This window comes from Croceivirga thetidis (genome assembly GCF_012272815.1).
GTDB lineage: Bacteria > Bacteroidota > Bacteroidia > Flavobacteriales > Flavobacteriaceae > Croceivirga > Croceivirga thetidis.
In genome coordinates, this window is the sequence record NZ_JAAWWL010000002.1 from 1151896 (window position 1) to 1176209 (window position 24314).

Below are 24314 nucleotides of genomic sequence, written 5' to 3' on the forward strand. Positions count from 1 at the left end.
ATTTTCAAAAAATTTCCAATTCATATCTTTAGTTCAAATCTTTACTTAACATGTATACTAAAAAAGTGTATAGGGCCAAAGACATGGCCAAATGGACTCGTTTTGAGACCTTTCTATTCCTGATAATAATCAGTGTTGTAGTTTCCCTATATTTTTTTCTTGACCTTCATTGGTTGAAGATTCCGTGGACACCACTAGCATTGATAGGCACAGCAGTAGCATTCGTTATTGGTTTTCAAAACAATTCTGCATACGGTAGAATCTGGGAAGCGAGAAAAATTTGGGGCGGAGTTGTTAATACTTCACGAACATTCGGAATGTTTGTTCAAGATATGGTGACCAATGAGTATTGTGATGATGATTTCACTGAAGATGACCTAAATAAAGAAATAAAAATATTGACTTACCGTCATATCGCATGGATGGTTGCGCTGAGACACTCAATGCGTTCACCAAAACCTTGGGAGACAGTTATGAACGAACGGACCAATAGGGAGTGGTCAAAATTTATCCAACCACCCGAACGCACCTCTACTTTGGAAATTGACCTGGAACCTTACATTTCTGAAAAAGATATGGAGTATACCCTTTCAAAAGGAAATAAACAAACAGCACTACTTTATTTGCAATCCCATCATTTAAGGAAATTGAAGGAAAAAGGCCTAATCTGGGAATTTGCATTTTTACAACTAGAGGGTGTTTTAGAAGAACTTTTTACCCTTCAAGGTAAATCTGAACGAATCAAAAATTTTCCCTATCCAAGGCACTTCGCAACACTAAACCACTACTTTATGTGGGTTTTTGTACTGTTACTACCTTTTGCACTTGTGCCTCAATTTGGAGAAATCGGCAATGAAATAGCTGAAAGTTTTCCGCTTATAGGTCGGCATTTTGTATGGCTTTGTATTCCTTTTTATGTAATTGTTGCTTGGGTTTTCCATACAATGGAAAGAATAGGAAGGACTGGGGAAAATCCGTTTGAAGGTTCAGCAAACGACGTGCCTATTTCAACCATTGCAAGAGGAATAGAAATAGACCTGCGCCAAAATCTTGGAGAATCCCATGAAGAAATACCGGAGCAATTTCCTATGGTCTATGACACCCAGATGTAGTTATCAAAAGTTTGTAAGTTACTTCTAGGTATTCGTTGCACTAAGCAAATATCTTTAAAAGCAACTTTAGTTAATGTACCTGCCAATACTTTTGGTTTGATAGTAAAAAGCCTGCCTTATTCTGGCCTAACAAAATATTCAGCTTCAATAGGTTTGGCGTAAAATGAATCAGATTTAGATTTACTTGAAAGGGTAATTTCTTCAAATTCTACGGTATTCCTTAAATCTTTGATTTCACGACCTTCATAATTATACCATGAAATCGAATTCGGAAGAATCAGACCGTCGAAATTTCCCCAATCATTGTATCGTATCCATTTAATATTATCTGAATCTTCTCCCGTTCTGTATGTCACCGTATAACCCAACCATTCCATTTTATGTGATTCTGGGTTGTAATGAATATAATATTCATCTTTTGGTGAAGTACCTACACCAGAATTGTACGTTATCTGTATGCCCGGATATTCTTTGCCTTCAAATCTCAGGACTTCAGCCTCTGCATAATTTATTCCATCATCAGCTAAAACAAATGGCATTGCATAGAAATAGAACATTAGGTTATGATAAAATTCAGGATTACCCTTGTACGCTCCTGATGGGTCTAAGAGCCAAGTCTTACCATCATAACCCATACTGATATCATTCATTTCAATTCTATCGAAACGTGTCCACAAATCCGTGATATGAGTTTCAGGTTTATCTGGTCTAGCTAATACATAAGATAGCGTTCGTTGATTTTTCCAAAGGTCCAAACCGCCATGGGCTTCTAAAACCATAACCAATTCTTCTGGATAAACCTTTTCTTGAGTTCCCTCTTCCATGGTAGTTTGTAACTCTTGGTCATTTTTTGCTGGTTTTGGTTTACAACCAATTATAATTAAAGAAAGTACCGCAGCTAATAGATGTCTCATTTATTTTGATTTTAATCTTTGTCGATTCTTTTAAACTCAATTTACAATATTGGTTACTTTTATTCAGTGGATAAAAGAACACCCCTTTCCAGTTTACAGAACCCTTTGGTAAAAAAGCTTTTAAGCTTAAAAGAAAAATCAAGGGAACGAAAGAAAACCGGACTTTTTGTGATTGAAGGAAAGCGAGAGTTAGAACTTGCTATTTCGGGCGGATATCAAATCGAATCAATTTTTATCTGTAAGGACATCAATACCGAATTGGATGTACATTCCAATTTTCCTGTCATTGAGATCAGCCGTAAGGTATATGAGAAATTGGCACATCGCAGTACGACAGAGGGTGTGTTGGCAATTGCCCACGCTAAATCACATACTTTGAACGCTATTGCACTCTCTAAGCGTCCACTTATCCTTGTGGCAGAAGCACCAGAAAAACCAGGAAACATTGGTGCATTATTGCGAACGGCCGATGCCGCAAATCTCGATGCTGTTTTAATTGCAAATCCGAAAACTGATTTGTACAATCCTAACATAATTCGTTCAAGTGTTGGTTGCTTGTTTACCAATAAAATAGCGGTGGGTTCCAGCGATGAAATCATTGCATATCTCAAAGAAAATAATATCTCAATTTATTGTGCAGCCCTTACTGCTTCTAAAAACTACGATGAATTGGATTATAGAAATCCTAGTTCAATAGTTGTTGGAACCGAGTCCAGCGGACTGACATCTGAATGGCTTGAAAATTCAGACCAAAATATAATCATACCAATGCAAGGTCAAATTGATTCAATGAATGTTTCGGTATCAGCTGCAATACTTATATTTGAAGCCAAACGCCAACGCGGATTTTAACTTTTGGATAGCACTACCCTATTTTATCTGATTATTGGAATTTTATTGTTCCAATTTATAATGGACACTTGGTTGGATTACCTCAATGCCAAGAAATTTGGTGAACCAGTGCCCGAGGTATTGAACGATATCTTTAATAGCGATGATTATCAAAAATCTCAGGCCTACAAAAGGGAAAACTATCAATTTGGATTGTTAAGCGACTCTTTTTCCACTGTATTGACTTTATGTTTTCTATTATTTGGAGGATTTGAATTTATTGATCAATTGGTGCGGGGTTTATCAGACAATAGAATTGTACAAGCGTTATTATTTTTCGGAATACTTGGCTTTGGCAGTAACCTCATTGGTTTGCCTTTTTCATACTATCAAACTTTCGTGATAGAAGAAAAATACGGCTTTAACAAAACATCGAAATCAACTTTTGTACAGGATTTGATTAAAGGGTGGATTTTAGTTGCAATTGTCGGTGGAGGTTTACTGGCATTGGTTATCTGGTTTTTGCAGTGGGCAGGTTCCAATTTTTGGCTATATGCTTGGGGTATTTTTATCTTACTGATGGTTTTTATAAATCTATTCTACAGTAAGCTAATTGTGCCGTTATTTAACAAGCAGACCCCTCTAGAATCAGGAAGTCTTAAGAACTCCATTGAAAAATATGCCAAGAAAATCGGATTTGAATTGGAGAATATTTTTGTAATTGATGGATCAAAAAGAAGTACCAAATCAAATGCTTATTTCTCGGGTTTCGGTAAACAAAAAAGAATAACGCTTTTTGACACCTTAATCAATGATTTACAAGAAGATGAAATTGTTGCGGTTCTTGCACATGAAGTAGGGCATTACAAAAGAAATCATGTTATAATAAACCTAACGGCAAGTATACTCCTAACAGGTTTCACCTTGTTTTTACTGTCTCTTTTTGTGAATAATCCGCAACTATCTTTGGCTATTGGTGTTTCACAACCCAGTTTTCATGCCGCATTGATTGGGTTTGTTTTATTATACAGCCCAATATCGACTGTTACCGGATTGGCTATGAATTACTTATCGCGAAAATTTGAATTCCAAGCTGATGATTATGCAAAAGAGACCTTTGCTGCAGAACCGCTCATAACTTCATTAAAAAAACTCTCTAAAAACAGTTTGAGCAATCTTACACCACATTCTGCTTATGTTTTTATGAACTATTCACACCCACCGCTGGCTGAGCGCATCCGTAATTTAAGGGCATAATTTTTGTTGTTTCCAAACAAAGATTATGATACTTTTAATTTACAATGACTGAGGTTGCAATAGAAAAAGAAAATAAGGAAATCGCTAGGCAGTACAAAGAACTGCTTAGGATCAGCTATCAAACTTTGTCTGCAGAGGACAAAAAGTTGATACGTTCCGCCTTCGATGTTGCCGTGGATGCACACAATGGGCAAAGACGCAGGTCAGGTGAAGCTTATATCTTTCATCCTATTGCGGTAGCAAAAATTGTAGCTTCTGAAATTGGATTGGATGCAGTTTCGATTGCCTCTGCACTATTGCATGACGTTGTTGAAGATACCTCATATACTCTTGATGATATTGAACGGATTTTTGGCGAAACCGTAGCTAGAATTGTCAATGGTCTTACCAAAATCGCCCATCTTAAGAAGGATAAAAACATTAGTCAACAAGCCGAGAATTTTCGGAAAATGTTACTCACACTTCATGATGACGTTAGGGTAATCATCATTAAGATTGCTGACCGTTATCATAATATGTTGACTATGGATGCCATGCCTGAGGGCAAACAAGTAAAAATTGCATCTGAAACCTTATACATATATGCACCATTAGCCCATAGGATAGGCTTATACAACATTAAAACACAACTAGAAGACCTTAGTTTAAAATACACTGAACCTGAAGTATATAATGATATCTTCAATAAAATTGAGGATACTGAAGACGAACAACAACAATATATTGAAGACTTTTCAAACGTAATTAGGCAATCTCTCAATAAAGAAGGCCTCAATTATGAGATCAAGGGACGTATGAAATCCATCTTTTCTATCCGAAGAAAGATGAAAAAGCAGAATGTTCCATTTGATGAAGTTTACGACAAGTTCGCTATTCGAATTATTTATCAGTCTGATCGCGCAAATGAAAAATTCCTTGCATGGAAAATTTACTCCATTGTAACGGACCACTTTACTCCAAATCCTGTTAGACTTCGAGATTGGATAACATCTCCTAAATCAACAGGCTACGAAGCCTTGCATATTACGGTTATGGGACCCATGGGGCGTTGGGTCGAAGTTCAGATTCGAAGTCAACGAATGCATGAAATTGCAGAAAAAGGATATGCAGCCCACTTTAAGTATAAGCATGGCGAACAAAAGGAACTGGGTATTGAGGAATGGTTAAATAGGCTGCAAGAGGCTTTGGAAAATGCTAATGGTAATGCGGTTGATTTTGTTGAAGAGTTCAAACTAAACCTATACTCTAAAGAGATTTTTGTTTTTACTCCTGACGGTGAACTAAAATCATTGCCTAAGGGTGCTTCACCACTAGATTTTGCCTTTCATATTCATACCGAAATAGGAATGAAAACAAGAGGTGCAAAAGTCAATGGAAAGTTGGTTCCTCTGAACACTACCCTTAATAGTGGTGACCAAGTAGAAATAATCACTTCGGAATCTGCGAAACCCAATCAGAATTGGCTTGATTATGCACATACGGCAAGGGCTAGGGCTAAAATAAAGTCTTCTCTTAGGGAAGAGAAAAAAGAGGTTGCAGAAGAAGGTAAAGAAACACTTCGAAGAAAACTAAAATCACAAAAAATCACATTGAATGAAGATGTGGTAAATAAGATGGTTTTGCATTTTAAGCTGAAGACAAGCTTAGATTTATTCTATCGCGTAGGAAACGGTGCTATAGATAACCAAAAAATTAAGGACTTTGCTTCTTCTTACAATAACGCTTTTATAAGCTTTTTCAAAAATAAAATACGAAGGAACCCTGTTCCCGATGACATTGACAAGCCTGAAATAACACCAAAGTACGATATGCTCGTTTTTGGGGTTGAGGAAGAAAAATTGAACTACAAACTTTCAAAATGTTGTAATCCAATTCCGGGAGATGATGTGTTCGGATTTATTAGTGTCAATGACGGTATCAAGGTGCACAAAAAAAATTGTCCAAACTCCATTTCTCTACAAAGTAATTATGCGTATCGGATTATCTCTGCAAAATGGATTGATTCAACTCAAGAAGATTTTTCAGCAGAAATTGAAATTACTGGCATTGACAATCTTGGCTTGGTAAATGAAATAACCAATCAGATTTCCGAAAATATGCATGTCAATATGCGTAATCTTAACTTTTCTGCTGATGGTGGCACCTTTAAAGGTAAGATTACCCTTATCGTTAAAAACAATACCATTCTCAATAAAATTATTCAAAACCTAAAGCAAATAAATGGAATTGATCGGGTTAGCCGTATTTAATTTTTAGGTGTAACTTTGTTTTTTATATCCACTCCCACCTATGGAGAACACTAAAAACCAAGAGATTGTAAAAAGCGTATTTACTCAATTTTTAGAGGATAATGGGCATAGAAAAACGCCTGAGCGTTATGCTATTTTACAAGAAATTTATGATAGTGACGATCATTTTGATGTTGAGTCCCTCTACATAAAAATGAAAACCAAAAACTATCGCGTAAGCCGGGCAACTTTATACAATACAATTGAATTGTTACTTGAAAGTAAGTTGGTCAGGAAACATCAGTTCGGGAGTAACCAAGCGCAATATGAAAAGTCTTATTTTGACAGGCAGCACGATCATGTCATTTTAACCGATACAGGTGAAGTGGTTGAGTTTTGTGATCCTCGTATCCAATCCATAAAAAAGACTATCGAAGAGGTTTTCGATATAAAAATCAATACGCATTCGCTATACTTCTATGGCACAAGAAACAAAGAAGAAAACGTAACAGAATAAGCAAACATTTCATGGTAGATTTATTGTTGGGCCTTCAATGGGGAGATGAAGGAAAGGGGAAAATTGTTGATGTTCTTACCAAAGATTACGACATAATTGCCCGTTTTCAAGGTGGTCCGAATGCAGGACACACTCTTGAATTTGATGGTATCAAACATGTTTTACACACTATTCCATCGGGTATTTTCCATAAAAATGCGATTAATATCGTAGGCAACGGAGTTGTAATCGACCCTGTTATTTTTAAAAAGGAACTCGATAACCTTGAAAAATTCAATATTGACTTTGTGTCAAAATTATTGGTGTCAAGAAAGGCCCATTTGATTCTTCCTACCCATCGCCTTTTGGACGCAGCTTCGGAAGCTTCTAAAGGAAAGGCGAAGATAGGTTCGACATTAAAAGGCATTGGTCCAACTTATATGGACAAAACTGGTCGAAATGGTATGCGGGTCGGTGATTTGGAATTTGATAATTGGAAGGACAAATATCGAGCCTTAGCGAATAAACATGAAGACCTATTGGGCTTTCATAATATCGAAATACAATACGACCTAAACGAGCTTGAGGAAGAATTCTGCGAGGGAATTGAAACTTTAAAGAAGTTGAAATTTATAGATAGTGAGCAATATATGTTTGACGCTATGGCTGCTGGCAAAAAAATATTGGCCGAAGGCGCACAAGGATCATTATTAGACATTGATTTTGGAACTTATCCGTTCGTGACTTCGTCAAATACCACTGCGGCTGGTGCCTGCACTGGTCTAGGAGTGGCACCAGGTAAAATTGGCAGCGTTCTAGGGATTTTTAAAGCGTATACAACTAGAGTTGGGAGCGGACCATTCCCAACAGAGCTTTTTGACAATGACGGTGAAACCATGGGAAGGGTCGGTAATGAATTTGGTGCAACAACCGGTAGACCAAGACGTTGTGGTTGGCTAGATTTGGTTGCACTCAAATATGCTGTGCAAATCAATGGTGTCACCGAACTTATGATGATGAAAGCAGATGTGTTGAGTGGTTTTGATAAAATTAAAGTGTGTACGGCCTATAAATACAAAGGGCAAAACATCAATCATCTTCCCTATAACATTGAAGAAGATAATGTTACCCCTATTTACGAAGAGTTGGAAGGTTGGGCAAAAGACCTTACTAAAATGACCAAACCCGAAGAACTTCCATCCGCTCTTATGGATTATATCTCTTTCTTAGAAAAAGAATTGAATGTTCCCATTAAAATCGTTTCTGTTGGCCCCGACAGAACGCAAACGATTCATCGATAGGAACATGTCTGAGGAAGATTTTAAAATGAAAACAACAAGGTTTCTTAGAAATAAGGAACCTTTTTTCTTTATGGTAAACTTTGAAGGAACAAAACTACATGTCTACTCGTTTGATGAAGCCTCTGAAAACAGACTAAAATTTGACATTAACGGTGTTCGAAATTACCAAGTTTTGGATTCAGCAAATTGCGGGACAATAGAACCTATTGAGGCTGAACCGTACCCGTTTAAAGACTATTTAAAGAGCTTTGAAGAAGTAGTTTCAAACCTGAAAAATGGCAATAGTTTTCTAGTCAACTTGACCTTTCCAAGCAGAATTAAAAATAAGGTTGACCTAGCTAAGATTTTTCACTGTTCTAAAGCCGGTTATAAATTGTTGAATGAGGATAAATTCGTATGCTTTTCGCCAGAGTGTTTTGTGAAAATTGAAAATGACTTTATCTATTCCTATCCAATGAAAGGGACCATTGATGCCAATTTAGAAAATGCAGAAAGTATTCTTTTGAACGACCCTAAAGAAGAACAGGAACACAATACCATAGTTGATTTGATTCGTAACGATCTTTCATTGGTATCAAAAGAAGTAACGGTTACGAAATTTCGATATGTAGAAAAAATTAAGTCTGCTCGAGGTAATATTCTTCAAACGAGTTCTGAAATTAGAGGTAAACTTTCAGCGGATTGGAAAAACAATTTTGGTGAGCTACTTTTAAAAATGCTCCCAGCAGGCTCCATCAGTGGTGCCCCTAAACCCAAAACCGTAGATATTATCAAGAAATCAGAGAACTATGACCGTGGTTACTATACAGGTGTTTTCGGAGTGTTTGATGGAAATTCTATAGATTCTGCCGTGGCTATTCGTTTTATTGAGAAGAATGATGGGGTATTTTGGTACAAAAGTGGCGGTGGTATAACACATCAAAGCAACGTGAAAGAAGAATATATTGAACTTCTCAAAAAAATATATGTTCCCACTATTTGAAAGTGTCTGTGTTAGTAATGGAAAAATTCAAAACGCCGATTTCCACCAAAAGCGTTTTGAGCAGTCTTTCAAAAAATTCTATTGGAAACAGCCTAGTTTCGAATTATTCGATGAAATTTCAATTCCTTCTGATTTTCAAAAGGGGAAGGTCAAATTGCGTATTTCCTATAACGAAACTCGCAAAAACTTCTCTTTCCAGAATTATAAGGCAAAGAAAATTGAACGTATTCAATTAGTTGAGCATAATACCATTGACTACGAATTAAAATTTGAGGATAGAGCGGTTCTGAATGAACTATATGAACAACGTGGGGATTGTGACGACGTTTTGATTGTAAAAAATGGAAATATAACTGATACTTCGTACGCTAATATTATATTTTACGATGGTGATAACTGGTTAACGCCATCAACGCCGCTTTTAAAAGGCACTAAGAGAGCTCAATTATTAAAGAGTAAATTGATTTGGGAAGATGAAATTCTCAAGGAAGACTTAAAATCATTCAAAGGATTTCAGTTGATTAATGCAATGCTAGATTTTAATCCTAGGCACATACTACCAATCGAAGCTGTTCAACACTGATGCTAATTCACTACCTTGTGTTAAATGCTTGAATTTAAAATGAGGTTTGCGTTAGTATTATTGCTATTAATTTCTATCGGTTGTAAGCAAGTCAAAACTGAAAGTGCTGTTTCTTCTTCGGATAGAATCGAAAACAAAGTCGAAGCAATAACCCTACTGGGTGATACCCTTCGAACTCCCGTGGTTACTGAAGGGAAAGCAAAAGAAAATTACCAATCGGCGAAACAACACTATTTGGAAAATGAAAATGACCCAGAATCACTTATCTGGTATGGAAGAAGAGCTGGGTATGTGGGCCAATTTCAAAAAGCAATCGAAATTTTTTCTGAAGGAATTGAAAAATTTCCAGATGATGCAAGATTTCTTAGACACCGAGGGCACAGATATATTTCAACACGCCAATATGATTTAGCCATAATGGACTTCGAAAGCGCGGCCAAACTGGTTGAAGGGCTGCCAGAACAAATTGAACCAGATGGCCTACCAAACAGCCGTAATGTTCCTCTCAGTACGCTACAAAGTAATATTTGGTATCACCTGGGATTAGCCTATTATCTTAAAGGAGACATGCCAAATGCCTTAAAAGCTTATCAGAACAGGACGGTTACAAATCGGTATGACGACAACTTGGTCTCAGGAGGTCATTGGTTATATATGATATTTAACCGTTTAGAAAAACCTATTGAGGCCGAAAGGGCAATTAAAGAAATACATAAGGAAATGGATGTTATTGAGAATACCAGTTACTACAATATGTGTTTGTTTTATAAAGGTGTGCTAAACGAAGACGAATTGGAAATTGAAACAGTTGGCACTTCTTCTAACGATGTCTATCTGTATGGCTTAGGAAATTGGTATTTGTACAACAAAAAAGACACAACCACGGCAAAATCCCTCTACAAGAAACTACTTGAGGAAGGCAATTCCTATTCCTTTGCCTATTTGGCTGCAGAATCTGATTGGAAACGATTCTTTGCGAACTAGCTTTTCCTGAATGCCAAAGCTTTCTAAAGTAAATCGAAGCATTTGCGCAAAACCGCTACATTTGACCAAAATTTCGTTCCCTTGAAAAGGATTGTATTCATTCTCTTCCTTATTTCAGTGTTAACGGTCAAAGCCCAAACACCTGAAGAACCCCAAAAAAGACAAATTACCTTGGTTTACGGCGCTAACTCCACTAAGGATGAGGCACAATTTCCAGGTGCCCTGATTTTTCAGAAAGATGACCAAAGACAAGTTCAATTTGAACATCAAGGAGCCGACCTGTGGTGTGATATTGCAGTTATTTACAATAAAGAGAATAGACTTCGTGCAATAGGAAACGTTCGAATGCAACAAGGGGATTCAATTTTATTGAATAGTGGTCGATTGGATTATGATGGTGAAACAAAACTGGCCCGTGCATGGGAAAATGTAGATTTAACTGATGGTCAAATGACTTTGACCACCGACACGCTTTATCTAGATAGAGAAAAACAAATTTCATACTACCGAACAAGTGGGAAAGTGGTAGACTCGGTTAATGTTCTTACCAGCATTATTGGTAACTATTTTATGGAATTGAAGAAGGTACAGTTCAGGGATAGTGTGCATATTGATAATCCTGATTACATCATTGACTCCGAACAATTGGATTACTATCGCCTATCAAAAAATGCATACATGTATGGCCCTTCGACAATAGTTGGTGAGGACTATACCATTTATTGCGAACGAGGTTTTTATGATACAAAAATCGAACAGGGTTATGGTGTAAAAAATACCAAAATCAATTATAGCGATAGAATAATTGAAGGCGACAGTGTTTATTTTGACAAAGCAACTTCCTTCGCCTCTGCAACTAATAATATTCAAGTTACTGATACCATAAACGATGGTCGCATTCGAGCACACTATGCTGAAGTTTATAAAGAACTGGATTCTGTTTTCGCAACTAAGAGAGCGGTTGCTGTAAGTATGGTACAGCAAGATTCACTCTATATTCACGGAGATACACTTTTGGTCACCGGCCCAGCAGAAAATAGGGTAATGCGAGCTTTTAGAAATGCCAAATTTTTCAAGAAAGATTTAAGTGGTAAGTGTGATTCAATCCATTCTGAGGAGAAAACAGGTCTGACCCAATTGATTCGTAATCCCATCTTATGGAACGTAGATAATCAAATGACTGGTGATAGTATTCATTTGATTTCAAATTTGGAGACGGAAGCACTCGATTCGCTGAAAGTTATTGACAATGCGTTTGTCATCGCCTTCGATACCATTGGCCAACAGGGGTATAATCAGGCCAAGGGAAAAGACTTGTTTGGAAAATTCATTGACAACGAACTTAAAATCATTGACCTAGTAAAAAATACTGAGGTTATCTATTACATGTACAACGATGAGGATGAACTTATTGGCATAGATAAAACCATTTGCAGTAAAATAAGAATGCTCATGGCCAATAGTGATATTGAAGAAATTACCTTCTTCACGAATCCTGATGGCGACGTTTTTCCAGAAAAAGACCTACCTATTGAAAGTCGAAAATTAAAAGGATTTGTTTGGCGTGGAGATGAGAGGTTAATGACCAAAGACGATATTTTCGATGAAGACGATAACAATATAGAATTGGTCAAAATCCGTGGGATTGATGCCCCTGTGGATATAGACACCGAAGAACAAGAACGTAGTGGTGGCAAAGTTCCAAAAAAGCAATTGACAAAGAGCAAAGCTGTCAAACCTAAACGTACACAATTGAAAAAAGTAGGTTCTTAATTTGTTGAAAGAAGACTTTTTAAAATATCAAGCCCAGACCACACCCCACCCACTTGGTTTAGAAATTTCACATGCCAAAGGAAGTTATATTTATGACTCCAATGGACAAGCACATTTAGATTTTGTTGCTGGGGTTTCCGCATGCAGCTTGGGTCATTGTCATCCCAAGATAGTCGCTGCAATAAAAGAACAATCCGAAAAGTATCTTCATGTCATGGTTTATGGTGAGTATGCACAAAAACCGGCGGTTGATTATTGCAAACTATTGACCGAACAACTACCAGAACATCTCGACTGTGTTTATTTGGTCAATTCTGGCACGGAAGGAATTGAAGGAGGATTGAAATTGGCACGAAGAGCAACAGGACGTTCGGAAATTATTTCTGCTAATAATGCATACCATGGTAATACCATGGGAAGCCTTAGTGTAATGGGATATGAGGAACGTAAAAGAGCCTTTCGACCTTTAGTCCCAGATGTGGGCTTTATCAGGTTCAACAACTTGGAAGACTTGGAGAAAATCACTGAAAAAACGGCAGGTGTTATTTTAGAGACTATACAAGGAGGTGCGGGGTTTATTCTACCTACAGGTGATTATTTGAAAAAAGTACGAGCACGATGTGATGAAGTTGGGGCACTGCTAATTTTGGATGAAATCCAGCCTGGTTTTGGTAGAACCGGGAAACTTTTTGCCTTCGAACACTTCAATTGCACACCCGATATTTTGGTCATCGGGAAAGGTATGGCAGGTGGCCTTCCAGTTGGAGCTTTTATAGCATCACATTCGATTATGGCTACACTCCAAGAGCATCCGAAATTGGGCCACATTACCACTTTTGGTGGTAATCCCGTTATTTCAGCTGCCAGCCTAGCAACTTTAAAGGAAATCTTAGCCACCGATTTAATCAATGAAACATTACATAAGGAAAAACAATTCCGTACGCTCTTAAAAAATCCATTAATAAAAGAAATTCGAGGTAAAGGATTGATGCTTGCACTGATTTTCGAGAATCCGGAAATTGCAAATCAACTGGTTCTGAAAGCCGCTAAAAACCATTTAATTTTATTCTGGTTGTTGTTCGAGCCTCGCGCAGTAAGAATATCCCCTCCCCTAACTATTTCAGAAAAAGAAATTGAGCAAGGATGCTATAAAATTTTGGAAATTTTAGATGAATTAAATAGCGGTGTTAACTAATTTGTTGATAACCTAAGCAATCGTTACTCCAAAATCAGCTCATATTAAAGGTAATTTTAAGTCCATAGTAACCTAATCAAGTTTCTATGGCGTTAGATTCTAACGAAAATTCTGAAAAGTTCGTTGCGAAGTTCGAAGAAATGCTTAAGACCAACGACGTTTATTTCTTCGATTCAGAAGATTTTGAACACATCATCCACCACTATTTGGACATTGGTAAGGTCTCTTTAGGAAAAAAAGCTATCGAGATTGCCCTGCAACAGCATCCAGGTTCAGCCGAACTAAGACTTCTCAATGTTGAAGTATTGGTATTTGAAGATAAATTTCAACCGGCTGAGAAAATACTGAACGAGCTGCAAGAGTTGGATCCCCACAATGAGGAAATATACATTCAACGGGCCAATATTCTTTCAAAACAGGACAATCATCTAGAAGCAGTGAATATGCTTTTAGAAGCCCTTCATATCACAGATGATTGCTATGACATTTATTCTCTTTTGGGCATGGAATATCTATTTATGGACAATTATGAAATGGCCAAAAAAAGCTTTATTAAATGCATAGAATACGATAACACTGATTATTCAGCGCTTTATAACGTAGTCTATTGTTTTGAGTTTTTATCAGATTTTGACGGCGCAATACATTTTCTTAACGAGTACCTTGAACGCAATCCATATTGTGAAGTAGCTTGGCACCAGCTAGGGAAAATGTACATAGAAAAAGAATTGCTCCCTGAAGCCCTGGCAGCATTTGACTTTGCCATAATTGCTGATGATGCGTTTATTGGGGCTTACTTTGAAAAGGGCAAAGTCTTAGAAAAGTTAGGAAAGTTGAACGAAGCAATTATCAATTATGAGCATACTTTAAAAATTGATGATCCTACATCGCATGCATATCTACGGATTGGTAAGTGCCATGAAAAATTGGGTAATGACGAACTAGCCAAATACTACTTCTATAACACTGTACACGAAGATCCACTTTTAGATAAAGGATGGCTGGCAATTACGGAGTTTTACTACAGGCAAAAGAACTTTAAAAAAGCCTTGCATTATGCTAATAAAGCAACAAACATTGACTCTGATAATCCACTATATTGGAAAAAGACCGCTAAAATCTACTTAAAACTTGAAAACTACGAAGAAGCGGATTTTGCTTTTAGACAAGCAGTAAATCTAGGTAATTACGAGCTGGACACCTGGCAAGAATGGTCTTTTGTTTTATGCAAACTCAAAGATTTTGGTGCTGCAGAACAAGTCTTGCTTCAAGGCTTGGAGTTTTATGAAGAAGATGCGGAGTTGTTGTTCATTTATTCTGGTGTAAACTTGAAGTTGAACAACATAAATGAAGCAAAGGAAAAAATAGCCAAGGCTCGACAATTAAACCCAAAAAAGGCAGTTATCTTCATGAAGCTGTTTTCAGAGTTCTCAAAACTGGACTGGGTCAAAACAGCTGTCAAGCCAAATAAGAAAGCATCTACCTAACTACTCCTCAAAAATAGATTTTATGGGGCAAAGAAAATTGTATGACTATGCCATGATTACCTTGAAGGGAATGGCAATGGGTGCTGCTGATGTCGTGCCAGGCGTTTCAGGTGGAACAATAGCTTTTATCTCAGGTATATATGAAGAGCTTATCGGTTCTATAAACAATGTAAAGCCAAAAATGATCGGCGTTTGGCGAAGAGAAGGCTTTAAAGCCTTTTGGCAGCAAATGAATGGAAACTTTCTTGCCGCTTTATTTCTTGGTATTTTCATTAGTGTTTTCTCATTGGCGAAATTCTTAAGTTGGCTACTTGAAAATGAACCAGTCCTTTTGTGGTCCTTTTTCTTTGGATTGGTGACCGCCAGTATTCTGCTTGTAGCTAAAGAAATTAAAAAATGGAGTGCCTTTACAGTTATTATGCTATTAATTGGTACCGCCATAGCATATTTCATAACAGAACTCCCTCCAAGCGAAAACGTAGATACTCTTCCCTACTTATTCCTTTCTGGTTCATTGGCAGTTTGTGCAATGATTTTACCGGGTATATCAGGGGCATTTATTTTGGTATTGCTAGGTTCTTACAAAACGATATTGGACGCTGCTCATGAACGTGATATCAAAATGCTAGCTACTGTTATCGTTGGAGCCGTTGTAGGCCTTTTAAGCTTTGCAAGACTTCTTAAATGGATGTTCAAGCACTACAAAAACACGACCTTGGCAATTTTAACCGGATTCATTTTGGGTTCTTTAAATAAGATATGGCCATGGAAGAAAGTATTGGAAACAAAGGTTTTTGATGATAAAACGATTGTCGTCAACGAACAGAATGTTTTACCATCTGCTTTTGAAGGTGACCCACAATTATTGCTCGCTTTAGTTCTAGCCATCGTTGGATTTTCCCTTATTTTTATCCTCGAAAGGTTTGCCTCTAAAAAATAGGAGGCTTTTTCTTTATGCATACATCAAGAACGTTTTGGGACAAACTATACCTTGTCATCAAGGGCCTATTTATGGGAGCGGCCAATAAAGTTCCTGGGGTATCTGGAGGAATCGTAGCTTTTGTCGGTGGCTTTTATGAAGAATTTATTTATTCACTGCAAAAGATCAACAATAAGGCTTTCAAACTACTTTTTAACGCGCGTTTTAAAAGTTTCTATCGATACATAAACGGGACGTTTTTAGTTTTACTTTTTACAGGTATGCTCATAAGCTACTTTAGTGTGGCACGGCTAATAGACTATTTTCTTCAAAAAAAGGAACTATACGTATGGGCCGCCTTTTTTGGGATGGTTTTGGGGTCTATCTACTATATTTCAAAAGATTATGACCATTGGAATCGTAAAACGATTTTATGGGGCTTAATAGGCCTAATAGTAGGGGTTTCTATCAGCTTTCTTAGTCCAGCAACAGAAAACGACAATCTGATATTTGTCTTCTTTTGTGGCATAATAAGTGTTTCTGGTATGACATTGCCAGGACTTTCAGGTTCTTTCATTCTAATACTTTTAGGCAATTATGTTCTGCTATTAGTAGATTCCGTTAATGCCTTATATGTAAGTATAGCTGAAGTTCTCAAAGGTGATTTCAGCTTTGTCAACAATACCAAGCGTTTAAATACACTTGCAATTCTAGCCGTTTTCACACTCGGGTCCTTGACAGGTCTTGTAACGCTTTCCCACCTTTTGGGTTATGTGCTTAAACGCTTTAAAGCAATAACCACTGCTGTTATCATAGGGTTTATTACTGGCTCGCTTGGTGTTCTGTGGCCATGGAAACGAACGATTTTTAAATTGAACATTAATGGGGAATATTTGTTGGATTCCAATGGCGATAAGATTATAAAAAATTATCAGCGCTATTGGCCTGATATGGTTGAAATGGAAAGTTGGGGAGCAATTTTTTTCATCATATTGGGATTCTTTTTACTATTGAGCCTAGATTGGTATGGAAAAAACAGGGAAGCACAAGAAAAGATACGGACTGGTAGGTAGAAATATTTCCTATTCGTTTTCCAAAGGCTATTTTTCAAAGAAGTTTGAGAATTTAGGATTGAATAATCATTCTTATGAAAACTTTGATTTAACCAATATTGAAGAATTCAAAGATTTATTGGTTCAGCATAACCTAAGCGGACTCAATGTTACTATACCCTACAAGGAACAAGTCATTCCTTTTTTAAATGAGTTGGAAGGAGCTGCTAAAAAAATAGGTGCCGTTAATACCATCAAATTTTCACCAAACGGAATCAAGGGTTTTAATACGGATGCTTTTGGCTTTCAAAAGTCCCTTGAGAAAAAATTAAAGTTATACCATAATAACGCCCTTATTCTGGGCACTGGAGGCGCCTCTAAAGCAGTGGCTTTTGTATTTGAGCAATTGGATATCAATTATAAATTTGTTTCTAGAGCAGCCTCTGAGGAACAATTTTCATATGAAGAATTGGATGAAGACATCATAACTTCCCATCAAATAATAGTTAATTGTACGCCTTTGGGTACCTATCCAAATATCGAAGATAAACCTGACATCCCATATAAATTTTTAAATTCAAGTCATTTCTTATTCGACTTAATTTACAATCCAGATAAAACTGCATTCTTAAAATCAGGTGAAGCCGCAGGAGCTCAAATTCAAAATGGTGCCCTGATGCTTCAGTATCAAGCAGAAGAAGCTTGGCGTATTTGGAATAGTTGAATTTTGAATCCCATCCCCAAGATACTGTTACAAAAGTAGAATCACTACTTTTGCTTTAGTGGTTTAAGTAGAAATTTAAACCTTGACCATCTACCTGAAATTAACAAATATTGACTGATGGATTCAAATGAGCAAAAACCACAGGAAACTGTAGGAGGGGAAAACAAGGAATCAACGAATACCAACGCTGAAAAAAACGCAACGGTTTCTGAAAACGAGACTTCACAATCTTCAGAAAAAGTTATTAATTCCACAGAAAATCAAGCATCTGAAGTAACCAATCCTATTGAGGAGGAGGCATCGTTAGCTGAAGAAAAAGTTGATAATAAAATTTCCGAAGAATCTTTGATTGAAGAAGATTCAGACTCAGAAGAATCCAATAAAGAACCGCAAGAGGAAATAGATGAAGAAAATGCCGAAGATGCTGAGGATAGTGACAATCAGAAGCGGCATTTTATTCCAATGCTTGATTACCATGCCATGTCAATAGAAAACTTGGTTGGTGAATTACAGCGACTGGTCAAAAATGAAAAAATACAGGCCATAAATAAGCACGTTGGTTCAATCAGGGATGAGTTCAATCAGAAGTACAACGAAATTTTTGAACAAAAGAAAGAGGAATTCATTGAAGGCGGTGGTAATGAAATTGATTTCAGATATAGTTCAATTGCAAAAAGACAATTCAATGAGGTGTATCGTGAATACCGTGAAAAGCGGGATAGCTATTATAAAGATTTAGAAAAAACTTTAAAGTTAAATCTAGAAAACAGGCTCGCGATTATTGAAGAATTAAAAGCATTGGTAAATGTGGAGGAAGATATGAACACCACATATACCAATTTCAAAGATCTTCAAGAACGGTGGCGAAACGCAGGTCCAGTTCCAAGAACGAGCTATAATGATGTTTGGAGAACATACCATCACCACGTAGAAATTTTCTACGATTTTCTTCATCTAAATCGAGAATTGAGAGATTTAGATTTTAAGCACAACCTCGAGGAAAAGACCAAACTTGTTCTTCGCGCAGAAGAACTGACACAAGAACCTGACCTCGGTAAAGCCTTTAGGGAATTACAAACCCTTCATAAGATTTGGAAAGAAGAAATCGGTCCGGTAGCAAAGGAACAACGTGAAGAGATTTGGGAACGGTTTAGTAATGCCACCAAGACATTACATCAAAGAAGAAAAGACAATCAACTCGAAATTGAAGCTTCCTACGAAAAAAATCTATTGAAGAAGCAAGGGTTGATTGCCGAAATAATTAATGTGGCCAATACGGTTACTGATAATCATAGGGGTATTCAAAAACAAATAAAAGAGATTGAATCCCTTCGAGAAGCTTTCTTCAAAGCTGGACGTGTGCCACAAAAGGTGAATGAAGAAACTTGGTCTGCTTTTAAGGAAGCTGTTCGAGGTTTTAATCGAAAGAAAAATTCCTTCTATAAAAATTTAAAAAAGGACCAACACGAAAATCTAGAAAAGAAAAAGGCTTTGCTTGGTCTCGCTGTCGCCTTGAAAGATAGCGATGACTTTGATATGGCAACTCCTGAGATGAAGCGAATTCAGGCCGAATGGAAAAAAATTGGTCATGTCCCTAGAAAATATTCAGATAAAATCTGGAAAGAATTCAAAGATGCATGCAACCATTATTTTGACCGCATTCACTCCAAAAGAAATGCTTCGCAGCAAAAAGAATTTGAAAATCTTCAGAAAAAAACGGAATGCTTAAATCGCTTAAAGGACTTTGTTCTTACTGGCGATTCTAAAAAGGACATGGAAACCGTGAAGGGTTTTATTGAGGAGTGGAAAGGGTACGGACACATTCCCTATAATAAAAGACATATCAACTCCAAGTTCAACAAAATCATTGATGCCCTATTCAAAAAGCTGAATATCAGTAGACATGAAGCTGAACTCATGAAGTATGGGGATAGAATCAAGCAATTGGCCAATACGGAAGATGAATCGGCAATTAGAAGTGAACGAAGCTATATCAAAAAGAAAATAGAAGAAAGTAAGGCCGAAATAAGGCAACTAGAAAACAACCTTCAATTTTTCAGCAATGCTTCTGAGGATAACCCTTTGGTAAAAGATGTTATAAAAAACATCAATAAGCAGAAAGATGCTCTGGAAACTTGGCAAGGCAAACTTAAGAATCTAAATATCTTAAAAAACAATATAGGCAAGGAATCAGCCAAGCCTGAAAATCATTCCGAAGAAGAGTAAATCTTTTCTTATTTCATTTTACTTGGCCACGTTGACAGCCCTTGTTTCGCGTATAACGGTGACCTTGACTTGACCAGGGTAGGTCATTTCAGTTTGAATCTTCTGAGAGATATTAAAGGATAATTCTGCCGCTTGGTCATCATTTACCTTTTCACTTTCTACGATTACACGAAGTTCTCTACCCGCTTGAATGGCATAAGCTTTTTGAACTCCATTGAATCCAAATGCAACATCTTCTAAATCTTTTAATCGTTGAATGTATGAATCAAGAACTTGTCGTCTCGCACCGGGTCGTGCCCCACTGATTGCATCACAAACTTGAACAATCGGTGAAATCATACTGGTCATCTCAATTTCATCATGGTGGGCCCCAATTGCATTGCACACCTCTTTATTTTCACCATATTTTTTCGCCCAATCCATACCTAAAATAGCATGTGGCTTCTCAACTTCAGTTTCTAAAATTGGAACCTTTCCTATATCGTGTAATAGTCCAGCCCGCTTAGCCAATTTAGGATTTAAACCAAGCTCAGAGGCCATTACGGAACATAATTTGGCTACTTCTCTTGAGTGTTGCAATAAATTTTGCCCGTAGGAAGAACGGTATTTCATGCGCCCAACGGCCTTGATAAGTTCAGGATGAAGGCCATGAATACCTAAGTCAATAACTGTTCTCTTACCAATTTCAACAATTTCTTCATTGATTTGTTTCTCGGTCTTTTTGACCACCTCTTCGATTCTCGCCGGATGAATTCGACCATCAGTAACCAATCGGTGCAAGGATAGACGGGCAATTTCACGTCGTACGGAATCAAAGCACGAAAGTATAATCGCTTCAGGGGTATCATCAACAATGATTTCAACACCTGTAACAGATTCAATCGCCCGGATATTTCTACCTTCCCTGCCTATAATACGACCTTTGACATCATCAGACTCAAGATTGAAAACTGAAACGCAGTTATCAATTGCCTCTTCGGTACCTATTCGTTGAATGGTATTAATTACAATCTTTTTTGCTTCTTGTTGTGCAGTAAGTTTTGCTTCTTCAAGCGTGGATTGCAAATAGGCCATTGCATCGGTCTTCGCCGTTTCTTTTAATGACTCCATCAACTGCGATTTGGCATCCTCTGCCGAAAGTCCTGAGATTACTTCAAGTTGTTTAACTTGACTACGGTGTAGCTTATCAACTTCCGCCTGTTTACGTTCAAGGATTTCAGTTTTATGTTCAAAGTCCTTGATTTTATCCTCTAGGCCTTGATTGAGTTTTTTGTTCTTTGATAATTCGTTGCTTATTTGCGATTCTTTATCACGTGTACGTTTCTCCGCTTCGGCAATTTTTTTGTCTTTAGTTATAATTACCTTTTCGTGCTCGGCCTTTAATTCCAAAAACTTTTCTTTGGCTTGGAATATTTTGTCCTTTTTTATGCCTTCACCATCCTTCTTAGCATCTCGAATTATGTTTGAGGCCCTTTTCTCTGCTCTTGCTATTGTTTTTGCCGCTTTGCCCTTTTCAAGAGCTTTTGCAATTGCAAAACCGATAATTAATCCTACAAGGGCCACTATTATAGTTAGAATAGTAGTATCCATTACTTTATAATTGGTTATAAAAAAAGCCCACATTGGGCGAAGTTTTGTACAAACTCCTAATAACAGGTTTAGGGCTAACAGGCTGCTCAAAAATCCCTATGCGAGTAGGGCACGCTTTTACAACCTAAACTCACCCTTTTTAAATGCAATAATGTTGAGTTTGTCAAAAAATAATACCAATGTGGGCAGTAACAATAATTATTTTAAAGAACGTTTTCTGAATCCAAACTGCCTTTGAGTTTTTCCTCAAGTGCTTTTAAGCGTCTGGTTGCAGATTTTATATTTTCAGCTTCATTTATTCCTCCCTGTTCAATTTTGCTAGCAAATTGTAGTGCACACATAGCCAGAACATCTTGCTTGTCTCGAACAGCGTAACTTTGCTCAAATTTCTTCGCCAAAACTTCAATGTTTTTAGCTGCTTTTCTCAATCCTTCTTCTTGTCTTGGGTCGATTGTTAATGGGTAGACCCTATCCGCAATTGAAAGCTTGATTTTGAGCTTTTCGTTCATCCACTAAATCTATTCGGCCAATTGTGCAATACAATGATCAATTTCCCTAATCATTGCATTTATTTTGAGCTTGGCCTCTGTTTTGTTTGTATTACTGCCAAGCATTGAATTCGCCAATTTCAAGGAGTTAAATTTTTCCTCCCATTCATTAATGGACTGGTCACTTTCTAACTTTTGTTCTTTTAGTGCTTCAACCTCCTTCGAAAGATTCCTATTTAAAAGTTGTAAGTCTTCTATTTTACCAAGAAGACGATTAACCTTTAGTTCAAGGGAGTCAACAATTTCAACAAGTTCGCCCATTAGCAAATTGCAATGCGTCTAAACAAATTTAACCATCTTGATACAACATAACAACTCTTTTTGCATTTAATAGTTGAAGTTTTACTTTAATATCTACATCTTTTAGCATGTGAGGTGTATTGTTTACTTTCGAAATAAAATCCAACTAATATCTATGCGCCCCAGCTTATTGCTCCTCGCTATTTTGGTTTGCTCGAATTTATTCCCACAAGACAAATATCCTCAAGACGAATTTCGTTCTCCAGTAGATATTCCCATTGTATTGGCAGGCACGTTCGGAGAATTGCGCTCAAATCATTTTCATTCAGGAATAGACATCAAAACCCAGCGAAGACAGGGTTTGCCGATGTATGCAATTGGAGATGGCACTATTACAAGGATAAAAATCTCGCACTGGGGGTTTGGTAAAGCACTCTACATTGCCCACCCGAACGGGTATACCTCAGTTTACGCCCACTTACAAAAATTCGGCCCTGAAATTGAAGAATACATTAAGTCCATTCAATATAAAAAGCAATCATACGAAGTCGAAGTTTTTCCTGATTTCGGTGAAATCGAAGTAAAAAAAGGCGACGTTATAGCCTTTGGCGGTAATACTGGAAGTTCAGCCGGCCCCCACTTGCATTTTGAAATTAGAAGCAGCATCACAGAAAAACCCACCAATCCACTTTTGTATGGCTATGAAGTGGCTGATGCGACCGACCCTAGCTTTATTAGTCTTTATGGGTACCCCCTATCTGAAGGGGCCCATATTAATCAAAGTGGAAAGAAAACTAAACTTAACTTTTCAAAACAACCAGATGGCACTTTATTAGCTAGCAAGGTCTCTGCGCATGGAACAATAGGTTTTGGTTTTGCAGGTTTTGATCGCCAAGATTTGGCAGCGAATAAAAATGGTATATACAGTCTCAAGCAGACGGTCAATGGTAAGGTGTATACCGAATATGATTTTGAAACATTCTCTTTCGGTGAAACCAGATACATAAACACGCTTATTGATTATGAACATTTTCGAAAATATCGTCAACGAATTCAAAAATGTTTTAAAGAGAATTCAAATAAACTTAGTATTTACAAAAAGTTATACTTGGACGGGAAAATTCCGGTTGTGGAAGGCATGTCATACAATGTAGAATTATTGTTAACCGATATAATGGGGAACGAGACCAAAGTAATCATACCTGTTGAAGGTGAAGTCAAACCGATTAAAATATTCCCAGAAAAAGAGATAACGGAATATTATGTTGAACGCAAAAAACCAGCCAGCTTTGATCTTGGTCTAGCCAAAGTGTATTTCCCTGCTAACACCTTTTATAAAGATTTTTATTTGGACCTTGAAAAAGGAAATGATACCATTCGAGTTCATAATAAAACTGTAGCCGCCCACAGAAATTTTACTTTGAACTTCAATGTGTCAAAATATTCCAGCGATGAGAAAAAGAAACTATTTGTCGCTCGATTGGATGAGGATGATTTGGAAGCCAATTATACCAAAACCTATAAGAAAGGTGATGTTTTTGTTACACGAACAAGAAATTTTGGCCTATACACACTTGCAATGGACTCGATTGCCCCTACTGTTAAACCAAGAAATTTTAGGGAAAAAGAATGGTTAAGCAACTACAGATACCTCAGCCTTGAAATTTCAGATGATTTAAGTGGTATTAACGAATACAATGCCTATTTAAACGGGAAATGGATTTTAATGGAGTATGAACCAAAAAACAGGACACTTACTTACAATTTTGCAGACGATATTGCTAAAGAACCCAAATGTGAATTAAAGGTTATTGTAACCGATAATGTGGGTAACTCAACTACTTTTGAGAGCACTTTCTTTAGAAAATAAGT

Annotated in this window: 21 protein-coding genes and 1 other RNA gene; 17 read left to right on the forward strand and 5 right to left on the reverse strand. The window is 37.1% G+C overall.

Going from position 1 to position 24314, the window contains the following annotated elements; genetic code table 11:
- Window positions 1–50: 50 nt before the first annotated feature.
- A complete protein-coding gene (locus tag HCU67_RS12850; protein WP_168553009.1) occupies window positions 51–1112 on the forward strand; it encodes a bestrophin family protein in 1062 nt (353 codons plus the stop codon).
- A gap of 116 nt (window positions 1113–1228) precedes the next feature.
- On the opposite strand, the gene HCU67_RS12855 is transcribed toward HCU67_RS12850, so the two are convergent.
- Complete coding sequence (locus tag HCU67_RS12855) at window positions 1229–2026, reverse strand: DUF6503 family protein (protein WP_168553010.1); 798 nt, start codon at window positions 2024–2026, stop codon at window positions 1229–1231.
- Between the two features lie 66 nt (window positions 2027–2092).
- Between HCU67_RS12855 and HCU67_RS12860 the strand changes: the two genes are divergently transcribed.
- The 15 genes from HCU67_RS12860 to HCU67_RS12930 all read left to right on the forward strand — a co-directional run bounded on the left by HCU67_RS12860 (window position 2093) and on the right by HCU67_RS12930 (window position 20064).
- Entirely contained in the window at window positions 2093–2878 is a 786-nt protein-coding gene (locus HCU67_RS12860) for a TrmH family RNA methyltransferase (RefSeq protein ID WP_168553011.1), read from the forward strand.
- A gap of 3 nt (window positions 2879–2881) precedes the next feature.
- On the forward strand, window positions 2882–4114 hold the full coding sequence (locus tag HCU67_RS12865; protein WP_168553012.1) for a M48 family metallopeptidase: 1233 nt from the start codon (window positions 2882–2884) through the stop codon (window positions 4112–4114).
- A gap of 44 nt (window positions 4115–4158) precedes the next feature.
- A complete protein-coding gene (locus HCU67_RS12870; RefSeq protein ID WP_168553013.1) occupies window positions 4159–6363 on the forward strand; it encodes a RelA/SpoT family protein in 2205 nt (734 codons plus the stop codon).
- Window positions 6364–6403: 40 nt separating this feature from the next.
- The gene (locus HCU67_RS12875) at window positions 6404–6859 is read left to right on the forward strand and encodes a Fur family transcriptional regulator (protein ID WP_168553014.1); all 456 of its coding nucleotides are present in this window, start codon (window positions 6404–6406) and stop codon (window positions 6857–6859) included.
- Window positions 6860–6870: 11 nt separating this feature from the next.
- Entirely contained in the window at window positions 6871–8139 is a 1269-nt protein-coding gene (locus tag HCU67_RS12880; protein WP_168553015.1) for an adenylosuccinate synthase, read from the forward strand.
- Window positions 8140–8164: 25 nt separating this feature from the next.
- Entirely contained in the window at window positions 8165–9121 is a 957-nt protein-coding gene (locus tag HCU67_RS12885; RefSeq protein WP_246865780.1) for an aminodeoxychorismate synthase component I, read from the forward strand.
- Window positions 9105–9704 (forward strand): aminotransferase class IV family protein, encoded by a 600-nt coding sequence (locus HCU67_RS12890; protein WP_168553016.1) that lies wholly within the window; start codon window positions 9105–9107, stop codon window positions 9702–9704. Before HCU67_RS12885 ends, HCU67_RS12890 begins: the two co-directional genes overlap by 17 nt.
- Before the next feature lie 39 nt (window positions 9705–9743).
- Complete coding sequence (locus HCU67_RS12895; protein WP_168553017.1) at window positions 9744–10688, forward strand: tetratricopeptide repeat protein; 945 nt, start codon at window positions 9744–9746, stop codon at window positions 10686–10688.
- A gap of 81 nt (window positions 10689–10769) precedes the next feature.
- Window positions 10770–12461 carry an OstA-like protein gene (locus HCU67_RS12900; RefSeq protein WP_168553018.1) on the forward strand — a complete coding sequence of 564 codons (1692 nt, stop codon included), beginning with the start codon at window positions 10770–10772 and terminating at the stop codon, window positions 12459–12461.
- Window positions 12462–12465: 4 nt separating this feature from the next.
- Window positions 12466–13656: an aspartate aminotransferase family protein gene (locus HCU67_RS12905; RefSeq protein WP_168553019.1), complete on the forward strand. Its 1191-nt coding sequence runs from the start codon at window positions 12466–12468 to the stop codon at window positions 13654–13656.
- Between the two features lie 86 nt (window positions 13657–13742).
- Window positions 13743–15143 (forward strand): tetratricopeptide repeat protein, encoded by a 1401-nt coding sequence (locus HCU67_RS12910; RefSeq protein WP_168553020.1) that lies wholly within the window; start codon window positions 13743–13745, stop codon window positions 15141–15143.
- 22 nt (window positions 15144–15165) lie between these two features.
- A complete protein-coding gene (locus tag HCU67_RS12915; protein WP_168553021.1) occupies window positions 15166–16083 on the forward strand; it encodes a polyprenyl-phosphate transporter in 918 nt (305 codons plus the stop codon).
- Window positions 16084–16097: 14 nt separating this feature from the next.
- The gene (locus tag HCU67_RS12920) at window positions 16098–17135 is read left to right on the forward strand and encodes a DUF368 domain-containing protein (protein ID WP_168553022.1); all 1038 of its coding nucleotides are present in this window, start codon (window positions 16098–16100) and stop codon (window positions 17133–17135) included.
- A complete protein-coding gene (locus HCU67_RS12925) occupies window positions 17089–17838 on the forward strand; it encodes a shikimate dehydrogenase family protein (RefSeq protein ID WP_168553023.1) in 750 nt (249 codons plus the stop codon). Before HCU67_RS12920 ends, HCU67_RS12925 begins: the two co-directional genes overlap by 47 nt.
- A 117-nt stretch (window positions 17839–17955) precedes the next feature.
- The gene (locus tag HCU67_RS12930) at window positions 17956–20064 is read left to right on the forward strand and encodes a DUF349 domain-containing protein (protein WP_168553024.1); all 2109 of its coding nucleotides are present in this window, start codon (window positions 17956–17958) and stop codon (window positions 20062–20064) included.
- Window positions 20065–20082: 18 nt separating this feature from the next.
- On the opposite strand, the gene rny is transcribed toward HCU67_RS12930, so the two are convergent.
- The 4 genes from rny to HCU67_RS12950 form a co-directional block, all read right to left on the reverse strand.
- Complete coding sequence (rny, locus tag HCU67_RS12935) at window positions 20083–21654, reverse strand: ribonuclease Y (protein ID WP_168553520.1); 1572 nt, start codon at window positions 21652–21654, stop codon at window positions 20083–20085.
- A gap of 50 nt (window positions 21655–21704) precedes the next feature.
- A non-coding RNA gene (gene ssrS / locus HCU67_RS12940) (6S RNA) lies at window positions 21705–21814 on the reverse strand.
- A 43-nt stretch (window positions 21815–21857) separates the two neighbouring features.
- The gene (locus HCU67_RS12945) at window positions 21858–22163 is read right to left on the reverse strand and encodes a cell division protein ZapA (RefSeq protein WP_168553025.1); all 306 of its coding nucleotides are present in this window, start codon (window positions 22161–22163) and stop codon (window positions 21858–21860) included.
- A gap of 9 nt (window positions 22164–22172) precedes the next feature.
- Window positions 22173–22463: a hypothetical protein gene (locus tag HCU67_RS12950; protein WP_168553026.1), complete on the reverse strand. Its 291-nt coding sequence runs from the start codon at window positions 22461–22463 to the stop codon at window positions 22173–22175.
- A gap of 154 nt (window positions 22464–22617) precedes the next feature.
- On the opposite strand from HCU67_RS12950, the gene HCU67_RS12955 reads away from it, so the two are divergent.
- Window positions 22618–24312, forward strand: coding sequence for a M23 family metallopeptidase (locus HCU67_RS12955; RefSeq protein WP_168553027.1), 1695 nt, complete (start codon window positions 22618–22620; stop codon window positions 24310–24312).
- Window positions 24313–24314: the final 2 nt, after the last annotated feature.

Coding starts and splice junctions, on each gene's coding strand:
- HCU67_RS12945 (WP_168553025.1), bottom strand. CDS start 22,163: ATGAACGAAAAGCTCAAAATCAAGCTTTCAATTGCGGATAGGGTCTAC.
- HCU67_RS12850 (WP_168553009.1), top strand. CDS start 51: ATGTATACTAAAAAAGTGTATAGGGCCAAAGACATGGCCAAATGGACT.
- HCU67_RS12915 (WP_168553021.1), top strand. CDS start 15,166: ATGGGGCAAAGAAAATTGTATGACTATGCCATGATTACCTTGAAGGGA.
- HCU67_RS12925 (WP_168553023.1), top strand. CDS start 17,089: ATGGAAAAAACAGGGAAGCACAAGAAAAGATACGGACTGGTAGGTAGA.
- HCU67_RS12920 (WP_168553022.1), top strand. CDS start 16,098: ATGCATACATCAAGAACGTTTTGGGACAAACTATACCTTGTCATCAAG.
- HCU67_RS12930 (WP_168553024.1), top strand. CDS start 17,956: ATGGATTCAAATGAGCAAAAACCACAGGAAACTGTAGGAGGGGAAAAC.
- HCU67_RS12950 (WP_168553026.1), bottom strand. CDS start 22,463: ATGGGCGAACTTGTTGAAATTGTTGACTCCCTTGAACTAAAGGTTAAT.
- rny (WP_168553520.1), bottom strand. CDS start 21,654: ATGGATACTACTATTCTAACTATAATAGTGGCCCTTGTAGGATTAATT.
- HCU67_RS12885 (WP_246865780.1), top strand. CDS start 8,165: ATGAAAACAACAAGGTTTCTTAGAAATAAGGAACCTTTTTTCTTTATG.
- HCU67_RS12895 (WP_168553017.1), top strand. CDS start 9,744: ATGAGGTTTGCGTTAGTATTATTGCTATTAATTTCTATCGGTTGTAAG.
- HCU67_RS12955 (WP_168553027.1), top strand. CDS start 22,618: ATGCGCCCCAGCTTATTGCTCCTCGCTATTTTGGTTTGCTCGAATTTA.
- HCU67_RS12890 (WP_168553016.1), top strand. CDS start 9,105: ATGTTCCCACTATTTGAAAGTGTCTGTGTTAGTAATGGAAAAATTCAA.
- HCU67_RS12855 (WP_168553010.1), bottom strand. CDS start 2,026: ATGAGACATCTATTAGCTGCGGTACTTTCTTTAATTATAATTGGTTGT.
- HCU67_RS12880 (WP_168553015.1), top strand. CDS start 6,871: ATGGTAGATTTATTGTTGGGCCTTCAATGGGGAGATGAAGGAAAGGGG.
- HCU67_RS12910 (WP_168553020.1), top strand. CDS start 13,743: ATGGCGTTAGATTCTAACGAAAATTCTGAAAAGTTCGTTGCGAAGTTC.
- HCU67_RS12870 (WP_168553013.1), top strand. CDS start 4,159: ATGACTGAGGTTGCAATAGAAAAAGAAAATAAGGAAATCGCTAGGCAG.
- HCU67_RS12875 (WP_168553014.1), top strand. CDS start 6,404: ATGGAGAACACTAAAAACCAAGAGATTGTAAAAAGCGTATTTACTCAA.